The sequence below is a fragment of the Sphaerisporangium sp. NPDC004334 genome (genome assembly GCF_053602655.1).
In genome coordinates, this window is sequence record NZ_JBSGDZ010000006.1 from 57,666 (window position 1) to 82,578 (window position 24,913).

The window sequence follows — 24,913 nt, forward strand, 5'->3', positions numbered from 1 at the left end:
AGCACGGGCAAGCCGCTCAGGGGGCGGGCAGACCGCTCAGGGAACGGGCAGGCCGCTCAGCCGTCCTCGGGCGGGCCCTGGGCGAGGTCGGCGATCTCGGCGCCGGTGAGCACTCCGGTGTAGACGCGGACGTCGTCGATGTCGCCGGTGAAGTAGTCGACGTAGGCGCCCTTGTACTTGACCCGGCCTATCTGCAGCCCGCCGCCGGCGTGCCAGCCGGTCGAGGGCCGGAAGTCCGACAGGTACCCGTTGACGTAGAGCCGGATCTGCTTGGCGACCTCGTCGTACACCCCGGTCAGGTGCGTCCAGGAGTTGGTCGCCGAGCAGTCGACCGGGTCGGCGGACTTGGCGACCGTCATCTTCTCGCCGTCGGTGTCGTCGCTCGGGGTCGAGAACCCCCACCGGGGCACCTGGACGCCGTTCTCGGTGTAGACGCGGTAGCTGAGGTAGAAGGCGCTGTTCCTGCTGCCGTCCTGGCCGACGGCGGTCATGACGTGGTCGGGCATCGCGCAGGTGTCGTCGCCGTTGAGGCGCACCCGGGCCGCCACGGTGAAGCCGTGGTCGGTGCGCACGGGGGCCGAGGCGGTGGAGGCGTACGCGGTGGTGCCGTTGAGGCTCAGCACGGCCGAGCCGTCGAGGCCGTCGTCGGACCAGCCGGCGCCGCCCTTGAGCGTCGCGGTCCTGCCGTTGCCGGAGGCGTCGGCGGCCGTGGTGCCGGTCCCCTCGTCGAGGTTCCACCGGCCCGCCTCGACCGGGGGCCGCTTGGCCATGGCGGCGATCTCGTTGCCGAGGTCCAGGTCGGTGGCGGTCTGCGGGTCGTCGGACAGGATGCGGTCCCAGACGCGCACCTCGTCGAGGTCGCCGGGGAAGTACTCGGTGAGGTTGCCGTTCCACTTCACCCGCCCGATCTGCAGCGGGCCGCCGGCGTCCCACGGCGTCGCGGTGTACGCGCCGGGGGCGGACTGGCGGATGCCGTTGACGTACAGCCGGAGCTGCCTGGCCGGAGCGTCGTACACCCCGACGAGGTGGGTCCAGACGCCCAGTTGCGGCTCGGCGTCCCCGGCGGCCCGGGTGATCGTGGGATCGTCCCCGTCGGTGTCGTGCCTGTTGAAGATCCACCGCTTGTATGAGGAGGAGTAGTAGAGCGAGAAACCGGAGGCGCGGAGGCCGGACTGGCTCACCACCGTGGCGTTCTTGGCGGTGGAGGTCAGGCGGGCCCACGCCGAGACGCTGAATCCCCGGTCGGTGCGCACCACGGGCCCGCTCGTCGCGCCGTAGCCGCTCGTCCCGTCGAGGCGCAGGGCTCCCCGCACCCGGCCGCCCGTCCAGCCGGCGCCGCCGCCCAGAGCCACCCCGTGCGGGGCGGTGCCGGAGTCGGCGGCCGTGGCGCCGGAGGTCTCGTCCAGGGCCCACCGCCCGACGGAGTCCGCGCCCGCGTTGACGTAGAAGGTGTAGGCGGCCGGAGTGGTGCCGACGTTGCCGGCCTTGTCCACCGGCCACACCCACAGGGTGTTCACCCAGTTGTGCCGGGGGGCGATGGACACCTGCACCGAGGCCTGCCCGGCCGGCAGGCCGACCTGGGTCGCGGCGGTGCCGGTGCTCGCGTCGTCCAGGGCGTACCGGAAGCCGCTCACGTCGGTCTCGCCGTCACCGGGCGCGAAGGTGAACGTGCCCGCCAGGCCGACCCCGCCCCGCCAGTCGTCGGTGGTGCCGGCCGGGTAGTCGGCCGAGGTCACCTTCGGCAACTGCTCGGGCCGCACGTTGTCGACCGTGAACTCGCACCAGGGGCTCCACGCGCTGCCGTCCGTGCCGTCGTAGGCCCGCACCTTGTAGGAGTAGGTCTCGCCGTCCGCCAGGCCGGTGAGGACGACCGAGTGGTCGGTCGCCTGCGTGGTGTAGGCGTAGGCGGTCCTGCCGCCGCCGGGCAGCGAGGCGGTGATGCTCTCCCAGGCCGCGGTCCCGGAGTTGTAGTGGTTCATCTCGAACTCGGCGCGGACGCCGTCGTTGGCCTTGTCCGGGTCGTAGATCCTCGCGATGAGCTTGATCGGGTGCTGGGGGTCGCCGCCGTTGAGGTAGGGGCGGCTCGCCCCCGTGACGCACGGCGCGGCGGGGTAGGTGCTCACTCCCGTGGGCACCGACGGCGGGGTGTTGTAGTCGATGACCAGCTTCGGCGCGGCGCTGAAGCCCTTCCAGCCCCACACGCTGCCGGCGCCGTCGTCGTAGTCCCTCAGCCCGAACGTGGTGTTCGCCCAGCCGCCCTTGGCCGCCGCGACGACCGTGCTCGTGACGTCGAACTCGATGCCCTTGTCCGGGCAGGAGGAGCTGTAGCCGGCGTCGGAGGCCACGCTGCCCAGGTGGTCCTTCCAGGACGGCTGGTGGCTCCACGTCGTGGACTTGGAGATCGAGCCGGTCAGCCACAACTGCACGACCTGGGGATCAGAGGTGCACCCCCACGACTTGTTCTGGGTGATGCGGAAGGTCCCCTTCAGGATGTGCTTGCCGTTGACGTTGTCGGAGTCCATCCGGAAGAACGACCGCTTGACCCCGCTGCCGTAGTAGCCGACCTCCGGGCTGTGGGTGGAGTCCCAGTACGACTGGGACGGGTAGGACTTGTCGACGTAGGTCCAGTGCTGCTTGCCGCCCGACCACTGCGGGTCGATGTACACCGGGTAGGTCGTGCCGGGGCCGGTCAGCAGGGCGCGGTCCGGTGTCAGGGTGACGCGGTCCGCGGCGACCTCGACGCCCATCACGGCCTGCCTGTTCCGGCGTTCCGGCCCCAGCGCGAGCGTCGGCCGCAGGGTCGCGCCCGAGGAGTCCCACATCCGCGGCGCGGGCGAGTGGAAGACCTCCGTGCCCGCGTCGTTCACGGCGCTGAGGCCGCCGCTCGCGGTCCCGCGCACCGCCAGGCCCTTCGCCCGCATCCCGAAGGCGATCTCGGCCAACCCCGGCTCGGCCGCGGCCTCCCTGTTCTTGACCACCAAGATTTCGGAGAACCCCAGCACCGACGCGGTGACCTTCAGGTCCACGCCGGGGAGCACGGAGCCGTACGTCGCGGTGTCCCCCGCGAGCACCGGCTTCGGCAACCGTCCCGGCCACGTCATGGCGACCGAGCGGCCGTCCTGGCCGATGGAGGCCAGCGGAGCCGTCCCGCCGCCGGAGAAGGCCAGGTCCAGCGGGGTCGCCGTGGTGCGCACGGTGCCGTCGGCGGCGAAGGCCAAGGTCGTGTCGACCTCCGCCCAGCCTCCGCCACGGCGTACCCGCTCGGGCAGGGCCGAGGTCTCGGAGGTGAACGTGCCGTCCGGGTTGGCGAACACCTGGCGGGTCTCCGTGCGCGCGGCGAGCGCCTCGACGCGCCTGCCGTCGCTGCGCGCCCGCGTCATCGCGTCCTGCTCGGTCCAGGCGGGCGGGTCGGCGGTGGCCGCCGCCGCGGGCGCCGCGGCGTGGACGGCGCCGCCTGCCACGAACGAACCGGTCGTCAGGGACACGGCCACGGCCAGGACGATCGCGTGGGGGAAGCGGCGCATCAAGTCTCCAGACAATCGCCTTGACCGCGTTCACAGGAAGCTTTGAAAAACAAGGGGTGCCGTCTCGGAGAGGCGGCGCCGAGCCGGTTATGATCGGCTGCCGAATTCGTTTCACGAATGAACGCACAGGAGACGGCCGTCCCCGGTGCGCGCATCGCCGACGGAGAGACGCCGGTGATGATCAGGCCCCCCGTCGGCCTCCGAGTGTCCTCGGGTTCCGGCGGCTGGAGAACCACCTTTCCATCTGCCTGGAAAAGCGGAGGTGGCGCGAGTGCTGAGGATCCATTTCACCAGCGAGGACCTGGCTCGCACGACGATCGCGCCGGGCCCCGACCCCTTGTGGGAGGCGCTGCTCAGCCTTTACCGGTTGCGCAACTCCGGCGGCGGGGTGTTCTTCTCGGAATGGCGCAGGCAGGTGCGGCCGAACCTTCCCGCCTCGACCCATCTGCTGTCCGACCTGGCGCCCCCGAAGGGTTACTCCGCCGATTTCATGACCCCCACCCGGCATGTGGCCTCCATCGGGGACGGCGTGGAGGCGGTGCGGAGCACCCCGCGCGCCCGATTACGCGACGACATCGCCGAACTGGCCCGGCGCCACCCGGGGCGTCCCTTGCGCGCGTGGATGAAGGGGCTGGCGGACGGCGCGGCCGGGGAGCTCGCCAGGGTGGCCGACGCCATCGACCGGTACTTCGAGGTCTCCCTCGGCCCGTACTGGACGCACGTCCGGGCCCAGGTCGACCACGACCGCGTCCGCAGGTCGCGCACGCTGGCCGCGGAGGGCTGGGAGTCGGTCTTCGCCACGCTGCATCCGTCGGCGCGCTGGAGCTACCCGGTGCTCGAACTGGACTTCCCCGCCGACCATGACATCCATCTGGGCGGGCGCGGGCTGCTGCTGCAACCGGCGTTCTTCTGCTGGGGACCCCCCACGACCCTGCTGGACACCAGCCTGCCGCCGCGGCTGGTGTACCCGATCGAGCATCAGCTCGGCTGGGCGGGCGGCGGCCTCGAGCCCGCGCGTGATCTCGCGCTGCCCGCACTGCTCGGGCGCACCAGGGCCGGCGTGCTGCGGGCCGTGGCCGAGGGCGAGTGCACGACCACCGAACTGGCCCTGCGCCTGCGCATGCCCCCGCCCACCGCCAGCCGCCAGGCGGCCATCCTCCGCGACGCCGGCCTGATCACCACGCGGCGCCACCACCAGGCCGTCATCCACGCTCTCACGCCGCTCGGTGTGAGCCTGCTCGCGGGCAGGCCGTCCGCGCCGTCGCCGTAAGCTCGCTGGTGACGACAGGAGGAACAGAAGATGCAGGATGGCGAGATCCTCGCGAAGATCAAGGGTCTTATCGCGGAGGAGCACGATCTGCGCTCGCGGGTGAGCACCGGAGAGGTCTCCTCCGACGAGGAGCACGGCCGGGTCCGCGAGCTTGAGGCGGCCCTGGACCAGTGCTGGGACCTGCTGCGCCAGCGCAAGGCGCGCAGGGAGTTCGGCGAAGACCCGGACTTCTCCAGCCCGCGCCCGGTCAACGAGGTGGAGAACTACCAGCAGTAGCCCGGCCGTGAGCGCGCCGCCACGGACTCATCTCGTGGCGGCCGCGCGCCGGTCCTCGGGCGCGCACGACCGGCGTGCGCACGACCGGCGTTCGTACGGCCGGCGCCGAGGTCGGCAAAGAAAGCCTGGTCGTAGCCTCGGGGCTTTTTGCTCGCATTTTCGACACTAGGTCCCTTTTGCACGCTGTAATCGGACTACGGGACGACTTCGGAAGGACGATCTCAGGGACCGTGCGGCGAGGAGGCGGGCTGGTGATCTACACACGGGAAGCCCCGGCTCCGGCGAGCAAGGTGGCCCGCAAGGGCCGGCTGCTTCTCGGCTGGGCCACCTCCACCGATCACAAGGTGATCGGCAACATGTATCTCATCGCGTCGTTCGGGTTCTTCGTGCTCGCCGGGATCATGGCCATGGTCATCCGGGCCGAGCTGGCCCGGCCCGGCATGCAGTTCGTCACCAACAAGCAGTACAACGAGATGTTCACGATGCACGGCACGCTGATGCTGCTGCTGTTCGCCACTCCCCTGTTCGCCGGCTTCGCCAACGCCGTCATGCCGCTGCAGATCGGCGCGCCGGACGTGGCCTTCCCCCGCCTCAACATGTTCAGCTTCTGGCTGTTCCTGTTCGGCGGGCTGATCGTGACCGCCGGGTTCTTCACCGCGAGCGGCGCGGCGGACTTCGGCTGGACGGCCTACACGCCGCTGTCGCGCTCGACCTACTCGCCCGACGTGGGCAAGGACCTTTGGGTGATGGGGCTGGTGATGTCCGGCCTCGGGACCATCCTCGGCGCGGTCAACTTCATCACCACCATCATCTGCATGCGCGCCCCTGGCATGACCATGTTCCGGATGCCGATCTTCACCTGGAACACCCTGCTGACCAGCATGCTGGTGCTGATGGCCTTCCCTGTGCTGGCCGCCGCGCTGCTGGCCCTGGAGGCCGACCGTAGTCTGGGCAGCCACATCTTCGACCCCGAGACCGGCGGCGTGCTGCTGTGGCAGCACCTGTTCTGGTTCTTCGGCCATCCCGAGGTCTACATCATCGCGCTGCCGTTCTTCGGCATCATCACCGAGGTGCTGCCGGTGTTCAGCCGCAAGCCGGTGTTCGGCTACATCGGCCTGGTCGGGGCGACCATCGCCATCGCGGGCCTGTCGATGACGGTGTGGGCGCACCACATGTTCGTCACCGGCCGCGTCCTGCTGCCGTTCTTCTCGTTCATGAGCTTCCTCATCGCGGTGCCGACCGGGGTGAAGTTCTTCAACTGGGTGGGCACGATGTGGCGCGGCCAGCTCACCTTCCCGACACCGATGATGTTCGCCGTGGGATTCCTGGTGACGTTCCTGTTCGGCGGCCTGACCGGCGTCATCCTCGCCTCGCCCCCGCTGGACTTCCAGGTGAGCGACACCTACTTCGTGGTCGCCCACTTCCACTACGTGGTCTTCGGCACCGTGGTGTTCGCGATGTTCGCCGGGTTCTACTTCTGGTGGCCGAAGTTCACCGGGAAGATGCTCAACGATCGTCTCGGCAAGTGGCACTTCTGGACGCTGTTCATCGGCTTCCACACCACCTTCCTCGTGCAGCACTGGCTCGGCGCACAGGGCATGCCGCGCCGGTACGCCGACTACGCCAGGACCGAGGGCTTCGAGGTGGGCAACATGATCTCGTCGCTCGGCGCGTTCCTGCTGGGCGCCTCGACGCTGCCCTTCCTGTTCAACATCTGGTACACCTGGCGCCACTCCCCCAAGGTGACCACCGACGACCCGTGGGGCTTCGGCAACTCGCTGGAGTGGGCGACCTCCTGCCCGCCGCCGCGGCACAACTTCACCAGCATCCCGCCGATACGCTCCGAACGCCCGGCGTTCGACATCCACTACTCCCACCTGCCGCTGAAGATCCAGCGGGCGGGCAGATCGCAGGAGTGAGCGGCCCTCACCCGGCTCACCCGGCTCACACCGCTCACACCGCTCACAGGGCTCACACGGCCAGGAGGCGGTGCACCTCCTCCTCGCGGAGCTCGTCGGCCGTCCCCGCGCGCACGACGTGCCCGGCGTCCAGGATGAGGAAGCGGTCGGCCAGCCGCAGCGCGAGGTCCAGGTACTGCTCGACGAGCAGCACCGCCAGCCCCGACCGGTGCAGCCCCTCGATGGCCTCCTCGATCTCCAGGATGATGGACGGCTGGATGCCCTCGGTCGGCTCGTCCAGGATCAGCAGCTTGGGCCGGGTCACCAGCGCCCGCGCCATCGCGAGCTGCTGCTGCTGGCCGCCGGACAGGAAGCCCGCCCGCTTCTTCAGCAACGGCTTCAGCCGGGGGAAGACCTCAAGGGCCTCCTCGACCGCCCCTGCGTCCTTGTGCGTGGACGCCTCCACCGTCACCATCAGGTTGCCCAGCACGCTGAGCTGCGGAAAGGTCTCGTGTCCCTGCGGGACGTAACCGATGCCGAGCCGCACCCGCTCGTCCGGCCGCAGCCGCGTGACGTCCCGCCCCTCGAAGGTGACCGTCCCCGCGGTGGCGGGCAGCACGCCCATGACGGTGTTGAGCAGGGTGGTCTTCCCCACCCCGTTGCGGCCCATGACGCACACCAGGCGGCCGGGCTCCACCTCGAAGGACACCTCGAACAGCACCCGCGCCCTGCCGTAGCCCGCTGACAAGCCCTGTACCGACAGCATCACTTCACCTCTCCGGCGGTGGCGGCGGCCGCGCCCGTGGATCTCTCCTCGGCCCTGCCCAGATAGACCTCCTGTACACGGGGATCGGCCCTCACCTGGTCGACCGAGCCCTCGACGAGCACCTTGCCCTCGTGCAGGACGGTCACCTGGGAGGCGTACCGCCGCAGGAAGTCCATGTCGTGCTCGATAACGACCACCGTGTGGTCCCTGGCGATCTCGGTGAGCAGCTCGCCGGTGCGCAGGCGCTCCTCCGCCGACATGCCGGCGACCGGCTCGTCCAGCAGCAGCAGCCGGGGCCGCTGGGCGATGAGCATGCCGATCTCCAGCCACTGCCGCTGGCCGTGCGACAGCACCCCGGCGGGGCGGCCCGCGAGCTGGTCGAGCCCGGTGGTCTCCATCGCCGCGGCCACCGCCTCGCTCACCCCGCGCCTGCGGCGGGCCAGCGACCACAGCGGCCTGCGGAACGACGCCGCCAGGTCGAGGTTCTCCACCACCGTCAGCTCCTCGAACACCACCGAGGTCTGGAAGGTGCGCCCCACGCCCGACCGGACGATCTCGTGCTCCTTGCGGCCGACCAGGTCGGCGCCCTCGAACCGCACCGAACCCGAGGCGGGCCTGGTCAGGCCGGTGATGACGTCGACCAGCGTGGTCTTGCCCGCCCCGTTCGGGCCGATGAGGAAGCGCAGCTCCCCCTGCTCGACGGTCAGGTCGACCCCGTCCAGCGCGCGGAACCCGTCGAAGACCACCGACAGCCCGCGCACCTCCAGCAGTGCCCCGCTCATGCCCTCGGCTCCGGTACCTCGATCAACGGCGTGCTGACGTCGTGTTTCGCGGCGGTCGCACCCGGCGGGCCGCCGTCCCGCGCGGTCCGGCGCGGCAAGCGGGCGGCCAGCAGGGTCCGCGCGGAGGCGGCCAGGCCGAACACGCCCTTGGGGGCCAGGCTGATCACCAGGATGAACAGCGCTCCCTGCAGGTAGAGCCAGCCGTCGGCGAACTCCTCGCTGAAGGCCGTCTTGGCGTATCCCATCAGCACCGCGCCCAGCACCGCCCCTGCCAGGGAGAACCGGCCGCCGACCGCCACGGCGACCACCAGCTCCAGCGAGGGCACCACCCCGAGCAGGGCGGGCGAGATGATGCCGACGACCGGCACGAACAGCGCCCCGGCCAGCCCCGCCATGCCCGCCGACACCGCGAAGGTGACGGTCTTGACGGTGGCGGGGTTGTAGCCGAGGAACCGCACGCGGTCCTCGCCGTCCCTGACCGCGACCAGCAGCCGGCCGAACCGGCTGCGCACGAGCTGCCAGGCCAGCAGGTACAGCACGCCGAGGACCGCCGCCACCACCAGGTACAGCCCGCGCTGCGTCTGGTCGGCCGCCAGGTCCTGGCCGAACAGGTCGAAGAAGTTGGTCAGGCCGTTGGTGCCGCCGGTCAGCCCCTGCTGCCCGACCAGCAGGATCACCGTGGCGGCGGCCAGGGCCTGCGTCAGGATCGCGAAGTAGGCGCCGCGGACCCGCTGCCGGAACACCAGCGCGCCGAGCAGCACGGCCAGCAGCACCGGCCCGGCGACGGCGAAGGCGATGGCGAACAGCGGGTTCTCGAACGGCGCCCACAGCGCGGGCAGCTTCTCCACCCCGCTCCACACCATGAAGTCCGGCAGGTCGCCGCCCGCGTCGTGCAGCTTGAGGTACATGCCCATCGCGTAGCCGCCGAGCCCGAAGAACACCCCCTGGCCCAAGGTGAGCATGCCGCCCTGCCCCCAGGCCAGGCCGATGCCGAGCGCGACGATGCCGAAGCAGAGGTACTTGGCCAGCAGCCCCAGGCGGAACGGCTCCAGCAGCATCGGAGCGACCACCAGGGCGAGCACGGCGACCAGCGTGAACACCGCCGGGCCCTTGAGCCGGTCGGTCATGTGAGGGCCCTCGCTCTCAGCACGAACAGTCCCTGCGGGCGCACCTGCAGGAATCCGATGATCACCACCAGGACGATGACCTTGGCCAGGCTCGCGTTGGTCCAGAACTCGGCGTAGGAGTTCAGCAGGCCCAGGGCGACGGCCGCGATCACCGCGCCGCGCAGCTGCCCGAGGCCGCCGGCGACCACGACGAGGAACGCGTCCACGATGTAGTAGGTCCCGAGCGCCGGGCCGACCGGCCCGATCAGCGTGAGCGCCACCCCGGCGATGCCCGCCAGGCCGGAGCCGATGAAGAACGTGCGCTGGTCCACCCGCCCGGTGTTGATGCCGCTCACCGCGGCGAGCTGCCGGTTCTGCATGACCGCCTGCATGCGCCGCCCCTGCGAGGTGCGGTTCATGTACGCCCAGATCGCCACGACGCTGCCGACGGCCAGGGCGAAGATGAACAGCCGGTTGTAGGGCAGGATGCCGATGCCGCCCTGCAACCACGCCGGCGCCTGCACCTGGACGTTGGGCGCGCCGAACAGGTCGCGGGCGAGTTGCTGCAGGACCAGGCTGACGCCCCAGGTCAGCAGCAGGGTGTCCAGGGGGCGGCCGTAGAAGTGCCTGATGGCCAGCCGCTCAAGGATCAGCCCCATGACCCCGGCCACGGCGAACGCGACCGGCAGCGCGACCAGCACCGCCTGCCGTCCCGCCCAGTCCTGCAGCAGGTAGGCGGTGTACGCGCCCGCCATGATGAACTCGCCGTGCGCCATGTTGATGACGCCCATCTGGCCGAACGTGAACGTCAGGCCGAGTGCGATGAGCAGCAGCACGGCCGCGATCGAAAGGCCGATGGGCAGCTGGTTGACTATGGCCTCCATCCGGGGCTCACCTCCCTTGCCTTCCCCGCCGATTCCGCGTGCCGCCGAGCGGCCGTCTCGCTGTCACTGATGGGTGCTCCTCGCGCAGCCGTGTCCTTGGCGTGTCCGGTCACGGGCACCGGGTCCGCTGGCCCGTCGGGGGCCAGGTCTGGTGTCCCGTCGTGGGGCCAGGCCCGGGGTCCCGCGGTGCGGACCTGGCCCGGTGTCCCGTCGGGGGGCCGGGCGGGGGACCGCTCCCCGCCCGGCCGTGCCGTCCATGGCGATCAGGTGAGGCCGCCGGCCCAGGAGTAGGTCTTCAGATACGGGTCGGGCTTGATCGGCTTGCCGGAGTTCCAGACCTCCTTGATCTGGCCGTCCGGCTCCACGACGCCGATGCGCGCCGTCTTGTACATGTGCTGGTTCTCGCCGTCGATGGTGACCGCGCCCTCGGGCCGGTCCAGCGTGATGCCGCCCGCGGCCTTCTTCACGGCCTCGACGTCGGTCGTCCCGGCCTTCTTGACCGCCTCGGCCCACAGGTAGACCGAGTTGTAGCCGGCCTCCATCGGATCGGAGGTCACCCGGTCGGCGCCGTACTTGGCCTTGAACGCCGCCACGAACTTGGCGTTGGCCGGGTTGTCGGTGGTCTGGTAGTAGTTCCAGGCGACGAGGTGGCCGGCGATGTTGTCCACGCCGATGCCCTTGACCTCCTCCTCGGCCACGCTGACCGACATGACGGGCATGGCGTCGGCGCCCACCCCCGCGCTCTTCAGCTGCTTGAAGAAGGCGACGTTGCTGTCGCCGTTCAGCGTGTTGAACACCGCGTCCGGCTTCGCCTGGACGACCTTGTTCACGAGCGTGCTGTATTCGGTGTGCCCGAGCGGGGTGTACTCCTCGCCGAGGACCTGCATTCCGTTCGCCGCCGCGTACGCCTTGATAATCTTGTTCGCGGTGCGCGGGAAAACGTAGTCGCTGCCGACCAGGAAGATCTTCTTCTTGCCCTTTTCCTTGAGATAGTCAAGGCCCGGGACGATCTGCTGGTTGGTGGTGGCGCCGGTGTAGAAGATGTACGGCGAGCTCTCCAGCCCCTCGTACTGCACGGGATACCACAGCAGCGCCTTGCGCTTTTCGAAAACGGGGAGCATGGCCTTGCGGCTGGCCGAGGTCCAGCCGCCGAACACGGTGGCGACCTTGTCCTGCGCGATCAGCTTGGTGGCCTTCTCGGCGAAGGTCGGCCAGTCGGACGCGCCGTCCTCGACGACGGGCACGAGCTGCTTGCCCAGTACGCCGCCGGCCTTGTTGATCTCCTCGACGGCCAGCAGCTCGGAGTCACGGACGGTGACCTCGCTGATCGCCATGGTGCCGCTGAGCGAGTGCAGGAGGCCCACCTTGATGGTGTCGCTCCCGCCCGACGCGGCGGTGCCGCCCGTGGTCGTCGATGGCTGACCACCGCAGGCCGCGAGCCCGGTTGCCAGGACCGCCGCGGCGGCCCCGATGCGCCAAGCTGAATTCCGCAATTACTCCTCCTTGCCGATACCGGCCCCCGCACCGACCCGTCTGCCGCCAAGGTGATCGAGTCACGTTTCCCGTGAACGTCGCGATTGTTAATTGCCGTTTACCGGCTCTTCACCGGGTCAACGCGAAGGGACTGTAAGGCGCGGCCGTATTGGCCGTTCCGGTGCCGGCCGTTTAGGGTCGGATGGGTACGCCGTGGCCGACCCTCTTCGCCGTGAAATGGGCTTCTGAATCGCCGGACGGGTGAATACGCGGGCGCCGTCGCGTCCGACACAGACCGGAAATGCGGGCGACACGTCACCGAAACGACGGTTGCCTAGGGTCCGGCCATGCGGCTCACCCCACACGAACAGGAACGCCTGCTCATCCACGTCGCGGCGGGCGTCGCGCGCGACCGCCAGGCCCGGGGTCTGCGCCTGAACCATCCCGAGGCCACCGCGATCATCGCCTCGTTCCTGCTCGAGGGCGCGCGGGACGGCCGCACCGTCGCCGACCTGATGGAGGCGGGCCGCAAGGTGCTGCGCCGCGAGGACGTCATGGAAGGGATCCCCGAGATGCTCGAATCGGTCCAGATCGAGGCGACCTTCCCCGACGGCACCAAGCTCGTCACCGTCCACCGGCCGATCCTGTGACGCCCGGCCCGATGACGCCCGGCCCGATGACGCCCGGCCCGATGACGCCCGGCCCGATGACGCCCGGCCCGATGACGCCCGGAGAGATCGTCCACGCCGAGGAGCCCATCCCGCTCAACCCCGGGCGCGAGCGCCTGGTGCTGCGCGTGGTGAACACCGCCGACCGGCCCGTCCAGGTGGGGTCGCACTACCACTTCGCCGCCGCCAACCCCGGTCTCGGCTTCGACCGGGAGGCGGCCTGGGGGATGCGGCTGGACGTGCCCGCCGGCACCGCGGTCAGGTTCGAGCCGGGCATCGAGCGGGACGTGACGCTCGTGCCGATCGCCGGGCGGCGCGTCGTCCCGGGTCTGCGCCCCGAATGGGCCGGCCCGCTGGACGCCCGCACGGCGTACACGGACGCCGGCGCGGGGGGCGAAGGCCCGTCCGAGCCGGGCGCCCGCACGAGCGAGGGAGAGTCCGATGACTGAGCCGCGTCCGTCGATCGAGCGCTCTCGGTACTCCGCGCTGTACGGCCCGACGACCGGCGACCGCATCCGGCTGGCGGACACCGACCTGTTCGTCGAGATCTCCGACGACCTGTCCCAGGGACGCCAGGGCGCCGGCGACGAGGTGGTCTTCGGCGGCGGCAAGGTGATCCGCGAGTCCATGGGCCAGGCCAGGACGACGCGTGCCGAGGGCGCCCCCGACCTGGTGATCACCGGGGCGGTCATCCTGGACCACTGGGGCGTGGTCAAGGCCGACATCGGGGTCAGGGACGGACGCATCGTCGCCATCGGCAAGGCGGGGAACCCCGACACCATGGACGGCGTCCACCCCGACCTGGTGATCGGCCCCTCCACCGAGATCCTGGCGGGCAACGGCAGGATCATCACCGCCGGGGCGGTCGACTCGCACGTCCACCTCATCTGCCCGCAGATCGTGGACGAGGCGCTCGCCGCCGGGGTGACCACCGTCATCGGCGGCGGCACCGGTCCTGCCGAGGGCACCAAGGCGACCACCGTCACCGGCACGTGGTACCTGGCCCGGATGCTGGAGTCGATGGACGGCATGCCGGTCAACGTGGCGCTGCTCGGCAAGGGCAACACCGTCAGCGAGGAAGGGCTGCTGGAACAGCTCAGGGCCGGCGCCTCGGGGTTCAAGCTGCACGAAGACTGGGGGACGACGCCGTCGGCCATCGACGCGTGCCTGCGGGTCGCGGACGCCACCGGCGTGCAGGTCGCCATCCACACCGACACGCTGAACGAGGCCGGGTTCGTGGAGTCGACGCTGGGCGCGATCGGCGGCCGCGGGATCCACGCTTACCACACCGAGGGCGCGGGGGGCGGGCACGCGCCCGACATCATCCGCGTCGCGGGGCACGCGAACGTGCTGCCGTCCTCGACGAACCCGACGCGCCCGCACACCGTCAACACCCTCGACGAGCACCTCGACATGCTCATGGTCTGCCACCATCTCAACCCGTCAGTGCCGGAGGACCTGGCCTTCGCCGAGTCGCGCATCCGGCCGACGACGATGGCCGCCGAGGACGTCCTGCACGACATCGGGGCCATCTCCATGATCGGGTCCGACTCGCAGGCGATGGGACGGGTGGGCGAGACGATCATCCGTACCTGGCAGACCGCGCACGTGATGAAGCGGCGCAGGGGGCCGCTGCCCGGCGACGGCCGTGCCGACAATCTGCGCGCCCAGCGCTATGTGGCGAAATATACGATCTGCCCGGCCATCGCCCATGGGCTGGACGCGCACGTCGGCTCGGTGGAGGTCGGCAAGCTCGCCGACCTGGTTCTGTGGGAGCCGGCGTTCTTCGGGGTCAAGCCGCAGCTCGTCGTCAAGGGCGGCGTCATCGCCTACGCGCAGATGGGCGACGCCAACGCCTCCATCCCCACCCCCCAGCCCGTCATGCCGCGGCCGATGTTCGGCGCCGCACCGGTCACCGCCGCGGCCACGTCCCTGCACTTCGTCGCGCCGCTCGCCATCGAGGGCGGCCTGGCGGACCGGCTGCGGGTGAACCGGCGGCTGGCGCCGGTCGCCGACGTGCGCACGCGCCGAAAGGAGTCCATGCCGCTGAACGACGCGCTCCCCGACATCGAGGTGGACCCCGACACCTTCGCGGTCCGCGTCGAGGGGGAGCTCATCGAGCCGGCCCCGGCCGTGGAGCTTCCCATGGCCCAGCGCTACTTCCTGTTCTGACCGGGCTCTGGTCATGGACGCGGCGCTGCTGCTTCTCGCCGACTCCCGGCTCCCGGCCGGTGGCCACGGCCACTCCGGGGGCGCGGAGCAGGCGGTACGCATCGGGGCGATCACCGGCCCGGAGGAACTGGCGCGGTTCCTCCGTGGCCGGCTCGCCACCTCAGGCCTGGTGGCCGCCGCCCTCTCCGCCGCCGCCTGCGCCCTCGCGACCCCCACCGACGTCGCCGACGACCCCGATGTCGACGAGCGGGCGTGGCGGGAGCTGGACGCGGAGGCCGACGCCCGTACGGCCTCGCCCGCGCAGCGGAACGCGGCTCGCACTCAGGGCAGGCTGCTGCTGCGAAGCGCCCGCCGCATCTGGCCCTCCGCCGTCCTGGACACCCTCGCGCGCGCCGTCCCCGACGGCGCCCACCACCCGATCGCGCTCGGCGCGGTGGCCGCCGCCGCCGGCTGCTCGCCCCACGACGCGGCGCTGGCCGCCGCGTACACCTCGATCACCGGACCGGCCACCGCGGCCGTCCGGCTGCTCGGGCTCGACCCCGTCGTCGTGCACCGGGTGCTCGCCGGCCTCGTGCCGGACCTGTCCGGCGTCGCCCGCACGGCCGCCGCGGAGGCGGCCCCGGCGCACGCCCCGGGCCCGGCCGGCGAGGCCGTCTTCCGCACCGCGTGGGAAGGCCTTCCCGCGCACGCCGCTCCCGCACTCGACCTGCTGGCCGAACAGCACCTACGCACGGAGGTACGGCTCTTTGTCAGCTAACCACGAGGACCGTCACCCGTCCTCTGACCCCCACGGAAGGGCGCTGCGCCTCGGCGTCGGCGGCCCGGTAGGAAGCGGCAAGACGGCGCTGGTCGCCGCGCTGTGCCGCACGCTCGGCCCGGTGCTGCGGCTGGGCGTGGTCACCAACGACATCTACACCACCGAGGACGCCGACTTCCTGCGCAGGGCCGGCGTCCTCGACCCCGAGCGCATCGTGGCCGTGCAGACCGGCTGCTGCCCGCACACCGCGATCCGCGACGACATCGCCGCCAACATCGACGCCGTCGAGACCCTGGAGGAACGCCACGGACCGCTGGACCTGGTGATCGTCGAGAGCGGCGGCGACAATCTGACCGCCACCTTCAGCCGGGGACTCGCCGACCAGCAGATCTTCGTGCTCGACGTGTCGGGCGGGGACAAGGTGCCGCGCAAAGGCGGCCCCGGCGTCACCTCGGCCGACCTGCTGGTGGTCAACAAGACCGACCTGGCGAAACACGTGGGAGCCGATCTGACCGTGATGTCCAGGGACGCGGCGGCCGTCCGCGACGGCAAACCGGTGCTGTTCACCTCGATCAGGGAGGTGCCGGAGGTGTACGCCGTGGCCGAGTGGGTGCACGGGGTGGTCCAGTCGTGGTCGCACGCCCGCTCCCACCCCCACGGCCCCGCCATCCCCGCCCCGAACGCCTGACCCACCCCGCCCATGCACGAGACCACCCACCCCGTCCTGCGCCCGCGGCCCCCGGGCACCGGCCACCACGACCCGGGCGCCCGGCCACCGGACACCGCACGGCAGAGGTCCGCGCCCCCGGCCGCCGACCGGCCGGGACCGCAGGCGCGGCCACCGGGCGCCGGGCGGCGCGGGTTCGAGGCGCGGGCGGCGGTGGGCACCGAGTCCTCCGGTGGGCGCACCGTACTCGGGACGCTGCGCTCGGACCCGCCGCTGACCCTGCGGCAGACCGGGCCGGACACGGTGCACCTTGTCTCGACCGCCGCCGGGCCGCTCGGCGGCGACCGTCTCACGCTGGAGATCGACGTCGCCCCGGGAACGCGCCTCACCATCGCCTCGGTGGCGAGCACGCTCGTCCTGCCGGGGGACGGAGAGTCGGTCATGGTGGTGCGGGCCCGGGTCGGCGCGGGGGCGACGCTGGTGTACGCCCCGGAACCGACGGTCCTGGCGGCCGGATGCGACCATCGCGTGATCGTCCGTCTGACCCTGGCGGAGGGCGCGTCGGTGTCGTGGCGCGAGGAGATCGCCTTCGGCCGGTACGGCGAGCCGCCGGGGCGCTGCCACGCCCGCTTCGACGCGACCATCGACGGCGTGCCTCTGCTCCGTCAGGACTTCGTGGTCGGGGACCCCGCCGAGGACGGCAGCCCCGCGGTGTACGGCGACGCCCGCTGCGTCGGCAACGTCCTGCTCACCGGCCCGGCCTTCGCCCGCCCGCGGGTCCCGACCGCCTCGCGGCCGGGCGAACCGGCCCGCACCGCGCCGGCCGCCGGTGCGGCCTCGTCCTCGTCCGGCGCGGAGGGGAGCGGCGCCGTGCTCGCCGAGGGCTGCGCCGTCCTCCCCCTCGCCGGGCCCGGCACGCTGATCTCCGCCCTCGCCCCCGACGCCCCCACCCTGCGCTCCCGCCTCACCTGGGGCGCCGCACAGGCGACCGCGCCCTTCAAGGACGGTGACTGACGGACGCGTCCGAGCAGGCCCGGGGCCTTGGGAAGGGACATCGGGCGTCTTGGGCGAGGATCAGTCGTAGAAGCCCAGGCGGCGGAGCTGTTTGGGGTCGCGTTGCCAGTCTTTGGCCACCTTGATGCGCAGGTCGAGGTAGACGTGAGTGCCGAGGAGGGCTTCGATCTGCTTGCGGGCGCGGGTGCCGACGTCCTTGAGCCGGGCGCCCTTGGGGCCGATGACGATGGCCTTCTGGGACGGGCGCTCGACGAACATGTGCGCGTACACGTCGAGCAGGTCGTCGCGGCCCTCCCGCGGAGTCATCTCCTCGACGACGACGGCGATCGAGTGGGGAAGCTCGTCGCGCACGCCTTCGAGAGCCGCCTCGCGGATCAGCTCGCCGACCAGCACCTGCTCGGGCTCGTCGGTCAGCTGACCGTCCATGTAGAGCGGCGGGGAGTGCGGGAGGCGCTCGATCAGCAGGTCGCCCAGCACGTCGAGCTGCTCCCCCGACTGGGCGGAGACCGGGACGATCTCGGCGAAGTCCGCCAGGCGCGAGACGTCGAGCAGACGGGAGGCGATCTGCTCGCGGGAGGCCAGGTCGCACTTGGTCACCACGGCGACCACGGGGGTCTTCTTAACGGCCGCGAGCTTCTCGGCGATGAACCGGTCGCCCTTGCCGATCTCCTCGTTGGCGGGCACGCAGAAGCCGATGACGTCGACCTCGGTCAGGGTGGACAGCACGAGGCTGTCGAGCCGCTCGCCGAGCAGGGTGCGGGGCCGGTGCAGGCCCGGCGTATCGACGATGACGAGCTGGGCGGCGGGCCTGTTGACGATGCCGCGGATGGCGCGGCGGGTCGTCTGCGGCTTGGAGGAGGTGATCGCCACCTTGGCGCCGACCAGCGCATTCATCAGCGTCGACTTGCCGACGTTGGGCCTGCCGACGAAGCAGGCGAACCCGGCACGGAACTCAGCGGCTGAGGAACTCACGCCACCTATTGTCCCCGATCAGAGCGACCGCCCCTCCCCGCCACCGGGACGACGGGCCCCGTCACGGGCCGGGCGGAGCCCTTCACCGGCCGGGCGGGCCCCCCTCGCGAGCCTGGCGGGTCAGCGGTAGCGGCCCTTGAGGGCGCCGTCGGGGGCGGCGAGGAAGAGGATGGCGTCGCCGAGGTCCTGGACGACCGCCATGTCCTGGTCGCCGGGCTCCTCCTCGTCGGTGACGAGGGCGGCGGCCTCCAGGGAGACCGCCCCGCTGGAGGCGGCCATGGCCACGGCGACCTGGATCGCGGACAGCCGCAGCGAGGGCAGGTCCACGTTGGTCGCGGTGTAGGTGCGCCCGGTCTCGTCGCGGACGGCGGCGCCCTGGGCCGTCCCGTTGCGGGCGCGGGCGGCGCGGGCCAATGTGATGATCTTGCTGTCCTCGGCGCCGAGGATGGTGTCGGTCACGGGCATCAGGCTACTGGGCGGCCCCGCGGTCACCGGCCCGTGGTACGGGTCCGTCATGCGTCGCGATCGCTCCTGCTCCGGTCGGGCGCCCCCACCCCCCGCCTCTTGGCCCAGGCAGGGGCGGGGCGAGCCGGGAAATGGCATTTCCGGTAATTAGCACGGTCCATTCAATACGCAAGGACACCTTTCCTGTGCGCAGGGTGATCAACGCTGGAAAAGCGGTCGTCACTCGATATATCCGGCAATCGGTGACCTGCCATTGGCTAGGCTTCTCCGTCGTATTCGGACAGGTGCGCCGGACGCCGGCGGTCGTCCCGCGGGAGGCGGCCGGCGTCGCCTCGCCGGGAGATGGAGCTGATGCATGGTCGCTCGGGGAATCCTCGCCGGCGCGCTGGCGCTCGCGCTCGCCACCGGACCGGACGCGGCGGCCGCGGCGCTCACGATGGCCATGCGCGCGCCGGAGCAGTGCTCGCCGCCGCACGGCGGCCTCAAGGTCGGCGAGTCGTGGGCGCAGCGGCGGCTGGCGTTCACCGGGGTCTGGCCGCTCACCAAGGGCGAAGGCGTGACCGTGGCGCTGGTCGACAGCGGGGTGGACACGCGTCACCCTCAGGTCCGGGTCGCCCGGTCCGTCGACCTGACCGGCACCGGCCCGCTCGACTGCGTCGGCCATGGCACGGCGGTGGCCGGCATCATCGCCGGCGCGGACAGGAAGGACATCCCGTTCGCGGGCGTGGCGCCCAAGGCCCGGCTCATCTCCATCAAGCAGACCAACAGCGAGCGCGGGGACGTGGCGCTGCTGGCCCAGGGCATCAAGCAGGCGGCCGACCTGGGCGCCCAGGTCGTCAACATCTCCGTCCAGACCAGCGACCAGCCCGACCTGAAGGCGGCCGTCGAGTACGCGCTGGCCAAGGACGTCGTCATCGTGGCCGCCGCCGGGAACATCAGGAAGGAGGACGGCACCCCCGCCGCCGTCTACCCGGCCTCCTACCCGGGCGTGCTGTCGGTCGGCTCGGCCGGCCCGGACGGCAGGCGCAACGACTTCTCCAACTCCGTGACGCCGGTCTCGGTGATCGCGCCGGGTCAGGAGATCACCAGCACCTGGCCGGGCGGCGCCTACCGCCAGGACCTGGAGGGCACCAGCTACGCCGCGCCGTACGTGGCCGGGGTGGCGGCCCTGGTGCGCGCGCGGCATCCGGAACTGGACAACGTGCGGGTGCGGCGGCGCATCGAGATCACCGCCGACGGCGCGTCGGGCACGGGGACCGGCGCGGGCATGGTGAACCCGCTGATGGCGGTGTCGGAGATCCTGCCGTCCGAGGTGGTGGCCATCGCGCCCCGCCCGGCCCAGGCGCTTCCCTCGACGATCGTGACCAGGCCGCGGCCTCCGGACCAGGAGGCGATCAACGTCTCCGCCGCGGTGGCGGTGATCGCGGTGCTCGCGGCGGGGCTGGTGGCGGCCGTGGGCGTCGTCATCCCCATGGGGCGCCGCCGCGGGTGGCGGCCCGGCCGCGCGGTGACCCCAGGCGAGTGAGCGGCGGACCCGGCGCGAGAGGCAGGCGACACGGCGCGAGAGGCGAGCGGGCACGGCACGAGGGGTGGAAAGCCCGGGTGAAGTGGCGGGACGGAAGCGCTTGTACGGGATGAGATGAATCGCCCTATCCGTTTCCCCGCCCCCAAGATCAACGAAACCGTAACATGTGATGCAGACGTGACAAATTACGTTAAGTGCGACTCAAACATGTGGTGTCATGATGCTTGAGATCTCCAGGGGCTTGAGATGATCCACAGGGGAAGGCGATAAAGGACATGCAGTCGTTGCTGCCGGATGACCCCAAGCAGGTGGGCGCGTACACGCTTCTCGGGCGACTGGGTGAGGGAACCCGGGGCGTCGTCTACCTTGGCCGCCTCTCCGGTGAAGCGCCGATCGCAGCGGCCGCGCCCACAGCCGCCGAGGCCGAGGCCCCCGCCGAGGCCGGCCCCCAGGGCGAGAGCGCCGCCGCGACCGGAACGACCGCCGAGTCCGCCCCCTCCTCCGCCACGGGCGAGCCCGGCCGGCTGTTCGTCGTCAAGCTGCTGCCCCCGTGGCCGGAGGCCGGCGACGAGGCCCGCGCGCGGGTGGTCGACGACCTGTCCGCCGCCCAGCGGGTGTCCAGCGCCTACGCGGTGCGCAGCGTCGACGCGGGCTGGATCGGCGAGCGCGCCTACGTGGTGCGCGAGCACGTCGAGGGCCGCTCGCTCCGCGAGGCCGTCGAACTGGACGGCCCGCTGACCGGCGACGCCCTCGAGCGCGTCGCCGTCGGCACGCTGACGGCGCTCACCGCCGTCCACCTGGCCGGCATCGCCCACCGCGGCCTCACCCCCGACAACGTCCTGCTGTCCGCCGACGGCCCCCGCGTCTGCGACTTCGGCCTCGGCGAGACGGCCTACCGCTCCCCCGAGCAGGTGCGCGGCGAGCCCACCGGCCCCGCCGCCGACCTGTTCGCCTGGGCGGGCACGATGGTGTTCGCCGCGACCGGCGCCGAGCCGTTCGGCGAGGACGCCGAGGCGATCGCCACGGCCCGCGCCGACCTCGGCGGCCTTCCCGCGCCGCTGCGCGACGTCGTGGGCTCCTGCCTGGCCAAGATGCCCGCCGAGCGGCCCACCGCCCAGGGCGCGATGCTGTGGCTGCTCGGCGAGGAGAAGGCGGCCCCGCCCGCCCCGGCGATCCCGGCCGCGCCCGTTCCCGGCGCGCCCCTCGTCGGCATCCCCGTCCCTGGCGTCCCCGGCGCGTCCTCCTCCAGCACGCCGACCGTCCCGGCCGGCCAGGCCGGGCCCGCGGGTCAGGCCGGTCCGGCGGGACCCGCGGGTGACCCGCCGCAGCACACGTTGATGGAGGCGGGCGGCTCGGCCGCGCCGCCTCCGGCCGTCGTCCCGCAGGGCACGGAGAGTCTGCCCCCGACGGTGTACGCGGCCGAGCCGCAGCCGCCGGCCCCGCCGGTGTGGGGCGCCCCCGCCCTCCCGTCGGAGGAACCCGCGCGGCCCGAGTTGCCGGCCGCCGCCGGAGGCGAGGCGCCGCCCGCCGCGCCGGCGCGCAAAAGGACCGGCGCCCACTTCCCCGTCGGCCTGGCCGCGGGTGTCGGCGTCGTGATCGGCCTGTCCGGCCTCGGTCTGTGGGGCGCCGGCCACTACGCGGGCAGCAGCCAGCAGATCGGCCGGGTCGCGGCCGAGGGACAGGCCGGCGGCACGAACGTCCCCGAGCCGTCCGGCGGCCTGGGCGACGTCGCGGGCGTCGGAGGCGTCGGCGAGAGCACCGCGCCGCGCCCGCAGGTCACCGTGCCGTGGGCCGGCTCCCCCGCTCCGCAGCAGACCGGCGTCTACCCGATGCAGCTGACGACGTCGAGCCCCGCGGCGAACATCCCGAACTTCTCGCCCGGCCCGCAGTTCACCCCGCCGCCGATCCCGTCGGCCCCGCCGACGCCCACGCGGTCGTCGCCGACCCCGGTGCCGACGGTCACCGTCACCATGACGCCGAGCCCGGTGGTCAGCCCGTCCGCGGAGCCGACCCCCACGCCCAGCCCGTCCGGGCCCGACCAGTCGCCGCAGCCGTCGGTCACCCCCACCCCGGACCCCTCCGGCCCGGGCAGCCCGACGCCTTCGCCGTCGCCGAGCGGGCCGCTGAGCCTGGTGCCCACGCCCACGCCGAGCCCGACGCCCACCACCTCCGGCCCGGCGTCCCCGCACCCGAGCTCCCCGTCGCCGCGGCCCACCCCGAGCGTGTCCAGGTCGTTCACGCCGCGGCCCCCGCACGTGTGGAGCCCGCGGCCCAGCGTGTCGGCCAGGCCGACGGTCACCCGGACGCCGACCCCGAGGCCGACCGTCACCCGCACCGCCACGGCGACGCCGGCTCCGAAGCCGGTCACCAACCCCTTCACCCCGCAGCAGGTGTGCAACGGGTCGGGCAAGGGCACCGGCTTCGCCGTCCAGCGGCAGAGCGCGTTCACCGGCGGCGTCACCTACCAGCTCTACAACCTCGCCACCGGCTTCAACTGCGTGGTCACCATGAAGACGCAGAACATCGGCGTGCTCAGCCCGGTGTCGGCGACGCTGGAGGTGCAGGGCTCCGCCCCGGTCAGCGAGAGCGGGTCGTTCAAGTACTACGCCGGACCGGTGGTCATGCAGGGCAAGGGCAAGTGCGTGCGCTTCAGCGGCAGCGCGGGCAGCGGCTCCACCGCGGCGCCGTTCGGCAACTGCGGCTGACCCACCCGATCGTCCATCCCCGACGAGGCTCGGCCCGCACCGGCGGCCGGGCCTCGTCTCGTACCGCGAAGCGAAAGATGAGCGTATGACGACCAACGGCGGACCGTACTCCCCCACCGGCGACCCCGAGGTGGACGAGGTGCTGGAGGCGCTCGCGGCGCAGTCGGCGAGGTTCGAGGCGGTCGGGCGGCGACTGTCGGAGACGCGTGGACGGGGCGAGGCCGAGGACGGCCGCGTGATCGTGGAGGCGCTTCCCGGCGGTTCCCTGGTGGCCCTGCGCATCGACCCGCGCGCCATGCGGCTCGGGTCCGAGGCGCTGGCCGAGGCGATCCTGGTGGCCGCCAGGCGAGCCGAGGCCGACGCCGCCGACCGGGCCGAGTCGCTGATGGCCCCCCTGGTCGCGGAGCCCCCGCCCGCGGGCGCTCTGCCGCACGACTGATCCCGGGGACGCGCGCCGCACTAGAGTGATCGCCGTGGAGGGGTGGGAGCCGGCGGGTGCGTTCGAAGAGGGCCTCGGCTCGGCGTTCGCGGCCGGAGACCTGGCCCTGTGCCTCGGCCTGCTCCGCCTGGCACAGCTCGCCCTTCCGGTCAGCCCGGCGGCCGCCGCCGGGCGCGAGCCGGTGGCCTGGCCCACCGCGTCGGACGCCGAGGGCACCTGGATTCTCGCCTACACCTCCGCGCGGGCCATGCGGGCCGGCATCGGCGAGGTCACCGCGCACCACCGCGTCGTCACGCTGCCCGAGCTGGCCGCGGGCTGGCCGGACCCGCGCTGGGGGCTGGCGGTCAACCCCGGGCTCCCCGTGCACTTCTTCCTGCGGTCCGGCACGGTGGCCAGGCTCGCCGTCCCCTCCCTGGCCGAGGAGCGTCTTGCCGACCCCGGCGCGGGCCTGCCGGTCGTGCAGAAGCCGCTGACGCCCCGCGACCTGTACGCGTACCTGGCCGAAGGGGAGACCCGGGTGTCGGGGTACTGCCACCGCGCGCTGGACGTGGCGCACATCGCGACCCCCGCCGTGCTGGCCGACGCGCTCGGCATGGCGGAGGTGGACGGGGTGCTCACCGACGAGGGCTCGGTGAACCTGCTGCGGTGGGCGGCCGTGGGGCTGAACCTCTACCGCACGCCCTACGGCGGCGTGGACGAGGAGAGCAGGGCGGCCGTGGAGGGCCTGTTCATCGAGGAGCCGCCGTTCGTCGGCCTCGGGCTGGCGCCGAACGTCGACCAGGTGATCCGCGAGTACAAGGTGGACGGCGTCGGCCTGCCGCACGGCGCCGAGATCTGGGAACTGACCGACGCCGGGGTGCAGCACCGCCGCGCGGTGTACGACGGCGACCTGGAGCGCTGGCTGCTGGTCCAGGCCGCGCCGCCGACCGCCGCCCCTCCAGGTGAGGAGTGGGGCCTCCTCGCTGAGGAGGGGAGCCTTCTCAGCGAGGAAGAAGGCCAGCCCGAGGAGGAGTGGAGCGCTCCCGGCGCTCCCCGTGGTCCCGGCGGTCCCGGCGGCCCCGGCGGCCCCGGCGGCCCCGGCGGCCCCGGCGGTCCCGGCGGCCCCGGCGGTCCCGGCGGCCTCGGCGGTCCCGGTGAAGGGCGGGCGCGGTGAGGTGGCACGGCTACCGCGTCCGCTGGCGGGGTGAGGAGTACGAGGCCGCCCCCGACCCGCGTCCGGACGGGTTGTGGATGCGGCTGCGCGCCGCCGGGCCGGTGGACGGCTTCGAGCCGGTCGCTCCCGATCGTCACGTGCGGCCGGTGCCGGCGGGCGAGTGCGAGCGGGTCGTCTTCGTGACGACGGCCTGCCTGTGGCGCGGGGCGCCCTGCCAGGTGCGCGCCGAGCGCGAGGGCGAGCTGCTGGTCGAGTACACCGGGGGGCTGCTGCCGGTGGCGCGGGCGCTCGGGTTCGAGCGGGTCGAGCGGGGCGTCCACCGGGCCTGGGTGTCCCAGGACGAGGTCGCCGACCTTCATGAGCAGGCCGTTCTCCTGGACCTGTGACCTCAGCGAGG

22 protein-coding genes are annotated in these 24,913 nt (G+C 72.4%); 14 read left to right on the forward strand and 8 right to left on the reverse strand.

The annotated features are described in order from the left end of the window. Positions 1–56: 56 nt before the first annotated feature. Positions 57–3,524: a LamG-like jellyroll fold domain-containing protein gene (locus tag ACWEN6_RS08860; protein ID WP_452569677.1), complete on the reverse strand. Its 3,468-nt coding sequence runs from the start codon at positions 3,522–3,524 to the stop codon at positions 57–59. A gap of 271 nt (positions 3,525–3,795) precedes the next feature. Between ACWEN6_RS08860 and ACWEN6_RS08865 the strand changes: the two genes are divergently transcribed. From ACWEN6_RS08865 to ctaD, 3 genes are all read left to right on the forward strand, one after another. Beyond that, on the forward strand, positions 3,796–4,794 hold the full coding sequence (locus ACWEN6_RS08865) for an ArsR/SmtB family transcription factor (RefSeq protein ID WP_452569678.1): 999 nt from the start codon (positions 3,796–3,798) through the stop codon (positions 4,792–4,794). Between the two features lie 30 nt (positions 4,795–4,824). Continuing rightward, positions 4,825–5,070 carry a DUF2630 family protein gene (locus ACWEN6_RS08870; protein WP_354834933.1) on the forward strand — a complete coding sequence of 82 codons (246 nt, stop codon included), beginning with the start codon at positions 4,825–4,827 and terminating at the stop codon, positions 5,068–5,070. 290 nt (positions 5,071–5,360) lie between these two features. Further along, positions 5,361–6,989, forward strand: coding sequence for an aa3-type cytochrome oxidase subunit I (ctaD, locus tag ACWEN6_RS08875; protein ID WP_452569889.1), 1,629 nt, complete (start codon positions 5,361–5,363; stop codon positions 6,987–6,989). Positions 6,990–7,041: 52 nt separating this feature from the next. On the opposite strand, the gene urtE is transcribed toward ctaD, so the two are convergent. From urtE to urtA, 5 genes are all read right to left on the reverse strand, one after another. Next, positions 7,042–7,734 carry an urea ABC transporter ATP-binding subunit UrtE gene (gene urtE, locus ACWEN6_RS08880; protein ID WP_452569679.1) on the reverse strand — a complete coding sequence of 231 codons (693 nt, stop codon included), beginning with the start codon at positions 7,732–7,734 and terminating at the stop codon, positions 7,042–7,044. Continuing rightward, positions 7,734–8,516, reverse strand: a complete 783-nt coding sequence (gene urtD / locus ACWEN6_RS08885; RefSeq protein WP_452569680.1) for an urea ABC transporter ATP-binding protein UrtD — start codon at positions 8,514–8,516, stop codon at positions 7,734–7,736. The genes urtE and urtD overlap by 1 nt, the downstream gene beginning before the upstream one ends. Then, a complete protein-coding gene (gene urtC, locus ACWEN6_RS08890) occupies positions 8,513–9,643 on the reverse strand; it encodes an urea ABC transporter permease subunit UrtC (protein WP_452569681.1) in 1,131 nt (376 codons plus the stop codon). Before urtC ends, urtD begins: the two co-directional genes overlap by 4 nt. Continuing rightward, complete coding sequence (gene urtB / locus ACWEN6_RS08895) at positions 9,640–10,506, reverse strand: urea ABC transporter permease subunit UrtB (protein ID WP_380823810.1); 867 nt, start codon at positions 10,504–10,506, stop codon at positions 9,640–9,642. Before urtB ends, urtC begins: the two co-directional genes overlap by 4 nt. A gap of 263 nt (positions 10,507–10,769) precedes the next feature. Continuing rightward, a complete protein-coding gene (urtA, locus tag ACWEN6_RS08900; protein ID WP_452569682.1) occupies positions 10,770–11,999 on the reverse strand; it encodes an urea ABC transporter substrate-binding protein in 1,230 nt (409 codons plus the stop codon). Between the two features lie 327 nt (positions 12,000–12,326). On the opposite strand from urtA, the gene ACWEN6_RS08905 reads away from it, so the two are divergent. The 6 genes from ACWEN6_RS08905 to ACWEN6_RS08930 are packed head-to-tail and all read left to right on the forward strand — an operon-like array spanning position 12,327 to position 17,257. Further along, a complete protein-coding gene (locus tag ACWEN6_RS08905) occupies positions 12,327–12,629 on the forward strand; it encodes an urease subunit gamma (RefSeq protein ID WP_354834947.1) in 303 nt (100 codons plus the stop codon). An 11-nt stretch (positions 12,630–12,640) separates the two neighbouring features. After that, on the forward strand, positions 12,641–13,096 hold the full coding sequence (locus tag ACWEN6_RS08910) for an urease subunit beta (protein WP_452569683.1): 456 nt from the start codon (positions 12,641–12,643) through the stop codon (positions 13,094–13,096). Then, on the forward strand, positions 13,089–14,819 hold the full coding sequence (locus ACWEN6_RS08915) for an urease subunit alpha (protein WP_452569684.1): 1,731 nt from the start codon (positions 13,089–13,091) through the stop codon (positions 14,817–14,819). The genes ACWEN6_RS08910 and ACWEN6_RS08915 overlap by 8 nt, the downstream gene beginning before the upstream one ends. A gap of 13 nt (positions 14,820–14,832) precedes the next feature. After that, complete coding sequence (locus ACWEN6_RS08920; protein ID WP_452569685.1) at positions 14,833–15,576, forward strand: urease accessory protein UreF; 744 nt, start codon at positions 14,833–14,835, stop codon at positions 15,574–15,576. Next, complete coding sequence (gene ureG / locus ACWEN6_RS08925) at positions 15,566–16,264, forward strand: urease accessory protein UreG (RefSeq protein ID WP_452569686.1); 699 nt, start codon at positions 15,566–15,568, stop codon at positions 16,262–16,264. The genes ACWEN6_RS08920 and ureG overlap by 11 nt, the downstream gene beginning before the upstream one ends. Positions 16,265–16,276: 12 nt before the next feature. Continuing rightward, positions 16,277–17,257 (forward strand): urease accessory protein UreD, encoded by a 981-nt coding sequence (locus ACWEN6_RS08930; RefSeq protein ID WP_452569687.1) that lies wholly within the window; start codon positions 16,277–16,279, stop codon positions 17,255–17,257. Positions 17,258–17,317: 60 nt separating this feature from the next. Here ACWEN6_RS08930 and era read toward each other — a convergent pair whose 3' ends face one another. Continuing rightward, positions 17,318–18,238 carry a GTPase Era gene (gene era, locus ACWEN6_RS08935; protein ID WP_354834959.1) on the reverse strand — a complete coding sequence of 307 codons (921 nt, stop codon included), beginning with the start codon at positions 18,236–18,238 and terminating at the stop codon, positions 17,318–17,320. Between the two features lie 111 nt (positions 18,239–18,349). Beyond that, positions 18,350–18,688, reverse strand: a complete 339-nt coding sequence (locus tag ACWEN6_RS08940; RefSeq protein WP_380823816.1) for a cytidine deaminase — start codon at positions 18,686–18,688, stop codon at positions 18,350–18,352. A gap of 361 nt (positions 18,689–19,049) precedes the next feature. Here ACWEN6_RS08940 and mycP point away from each other — a divergent pair, with 361 nt between their 5' ends. From mycP to ACWEN6_RS08965, 5 genes are all read left to right on the forward strand, one after another. After that, positions 19,050–20,219 carry a type VII secretion-associated serine protease mycosin gene (gene mycP, locus ACWEN6_RS08945; protein WP_452569688.1) on the forward strand — a complete coding sequence of 390 codons (1,170 nt, stop codon included), beginning with the start codon at positions 19,050–19,052 and terminating at the stop codon, positions 20,217–20,219. A gap of 275 nt (positions 20,220–20,494) precedes the next feature. Then, positions 20,495–22,924 (forward strand): serine/threonine protein kinase, encoded by a 2,430-nt coding sequence (locus ACWEN6_RS08950; protein WP_452569689.1) that lies wholly within the window; start codon positions 20,495–20,497, stop codon positions 22,922–22,924. 85 nt (positions 22,925–23,009) lie between these two features. Then, the gene (locus tag ACWEN6_RS08955; RefSeq protein WP_354834967.1) at positions 23,010–23,363 is read left to right on the forward strand and encodes a YbaB/EbfC family nucleoid-associated protein; all 354 of its coding nucleotides are present in this window, start codon (positions 23,010–23,012) and stop codon (positions 23,361–23,363) included. A gap of 34 nt (positions 23,364–23,397) precedes the next feature. Next, positions 23,398–24,516, forward strand: coding sequence for an SseB family protein (locus ACWEN6_RS08960; RefSeq protein ID WP_452569690.1), 1,119 nt, complete (start codon positions 23,398–23,400; stop codon positions 24,514–24,516). Next, the gene (locus tag ACWEN6_RS08965; RefSeq protein WP_452569691.1) at positions 24,513–24,902 is read left to right on the forward strand and encodes a hypothetical protein; all 390 of its coding nucleotides are present in this window, start codon (positions 24,513–24,515) and stop codon (positions 24,900–24,902) included. The genes ACWEN6_RS08960 and ACWEN6_RS08965 overlap by 4 nt, the downstream gene beginning before the upstream one ends. The last annotated feature ends 11 nt before the right edge of the window (positions 24,903–24,913 follow it).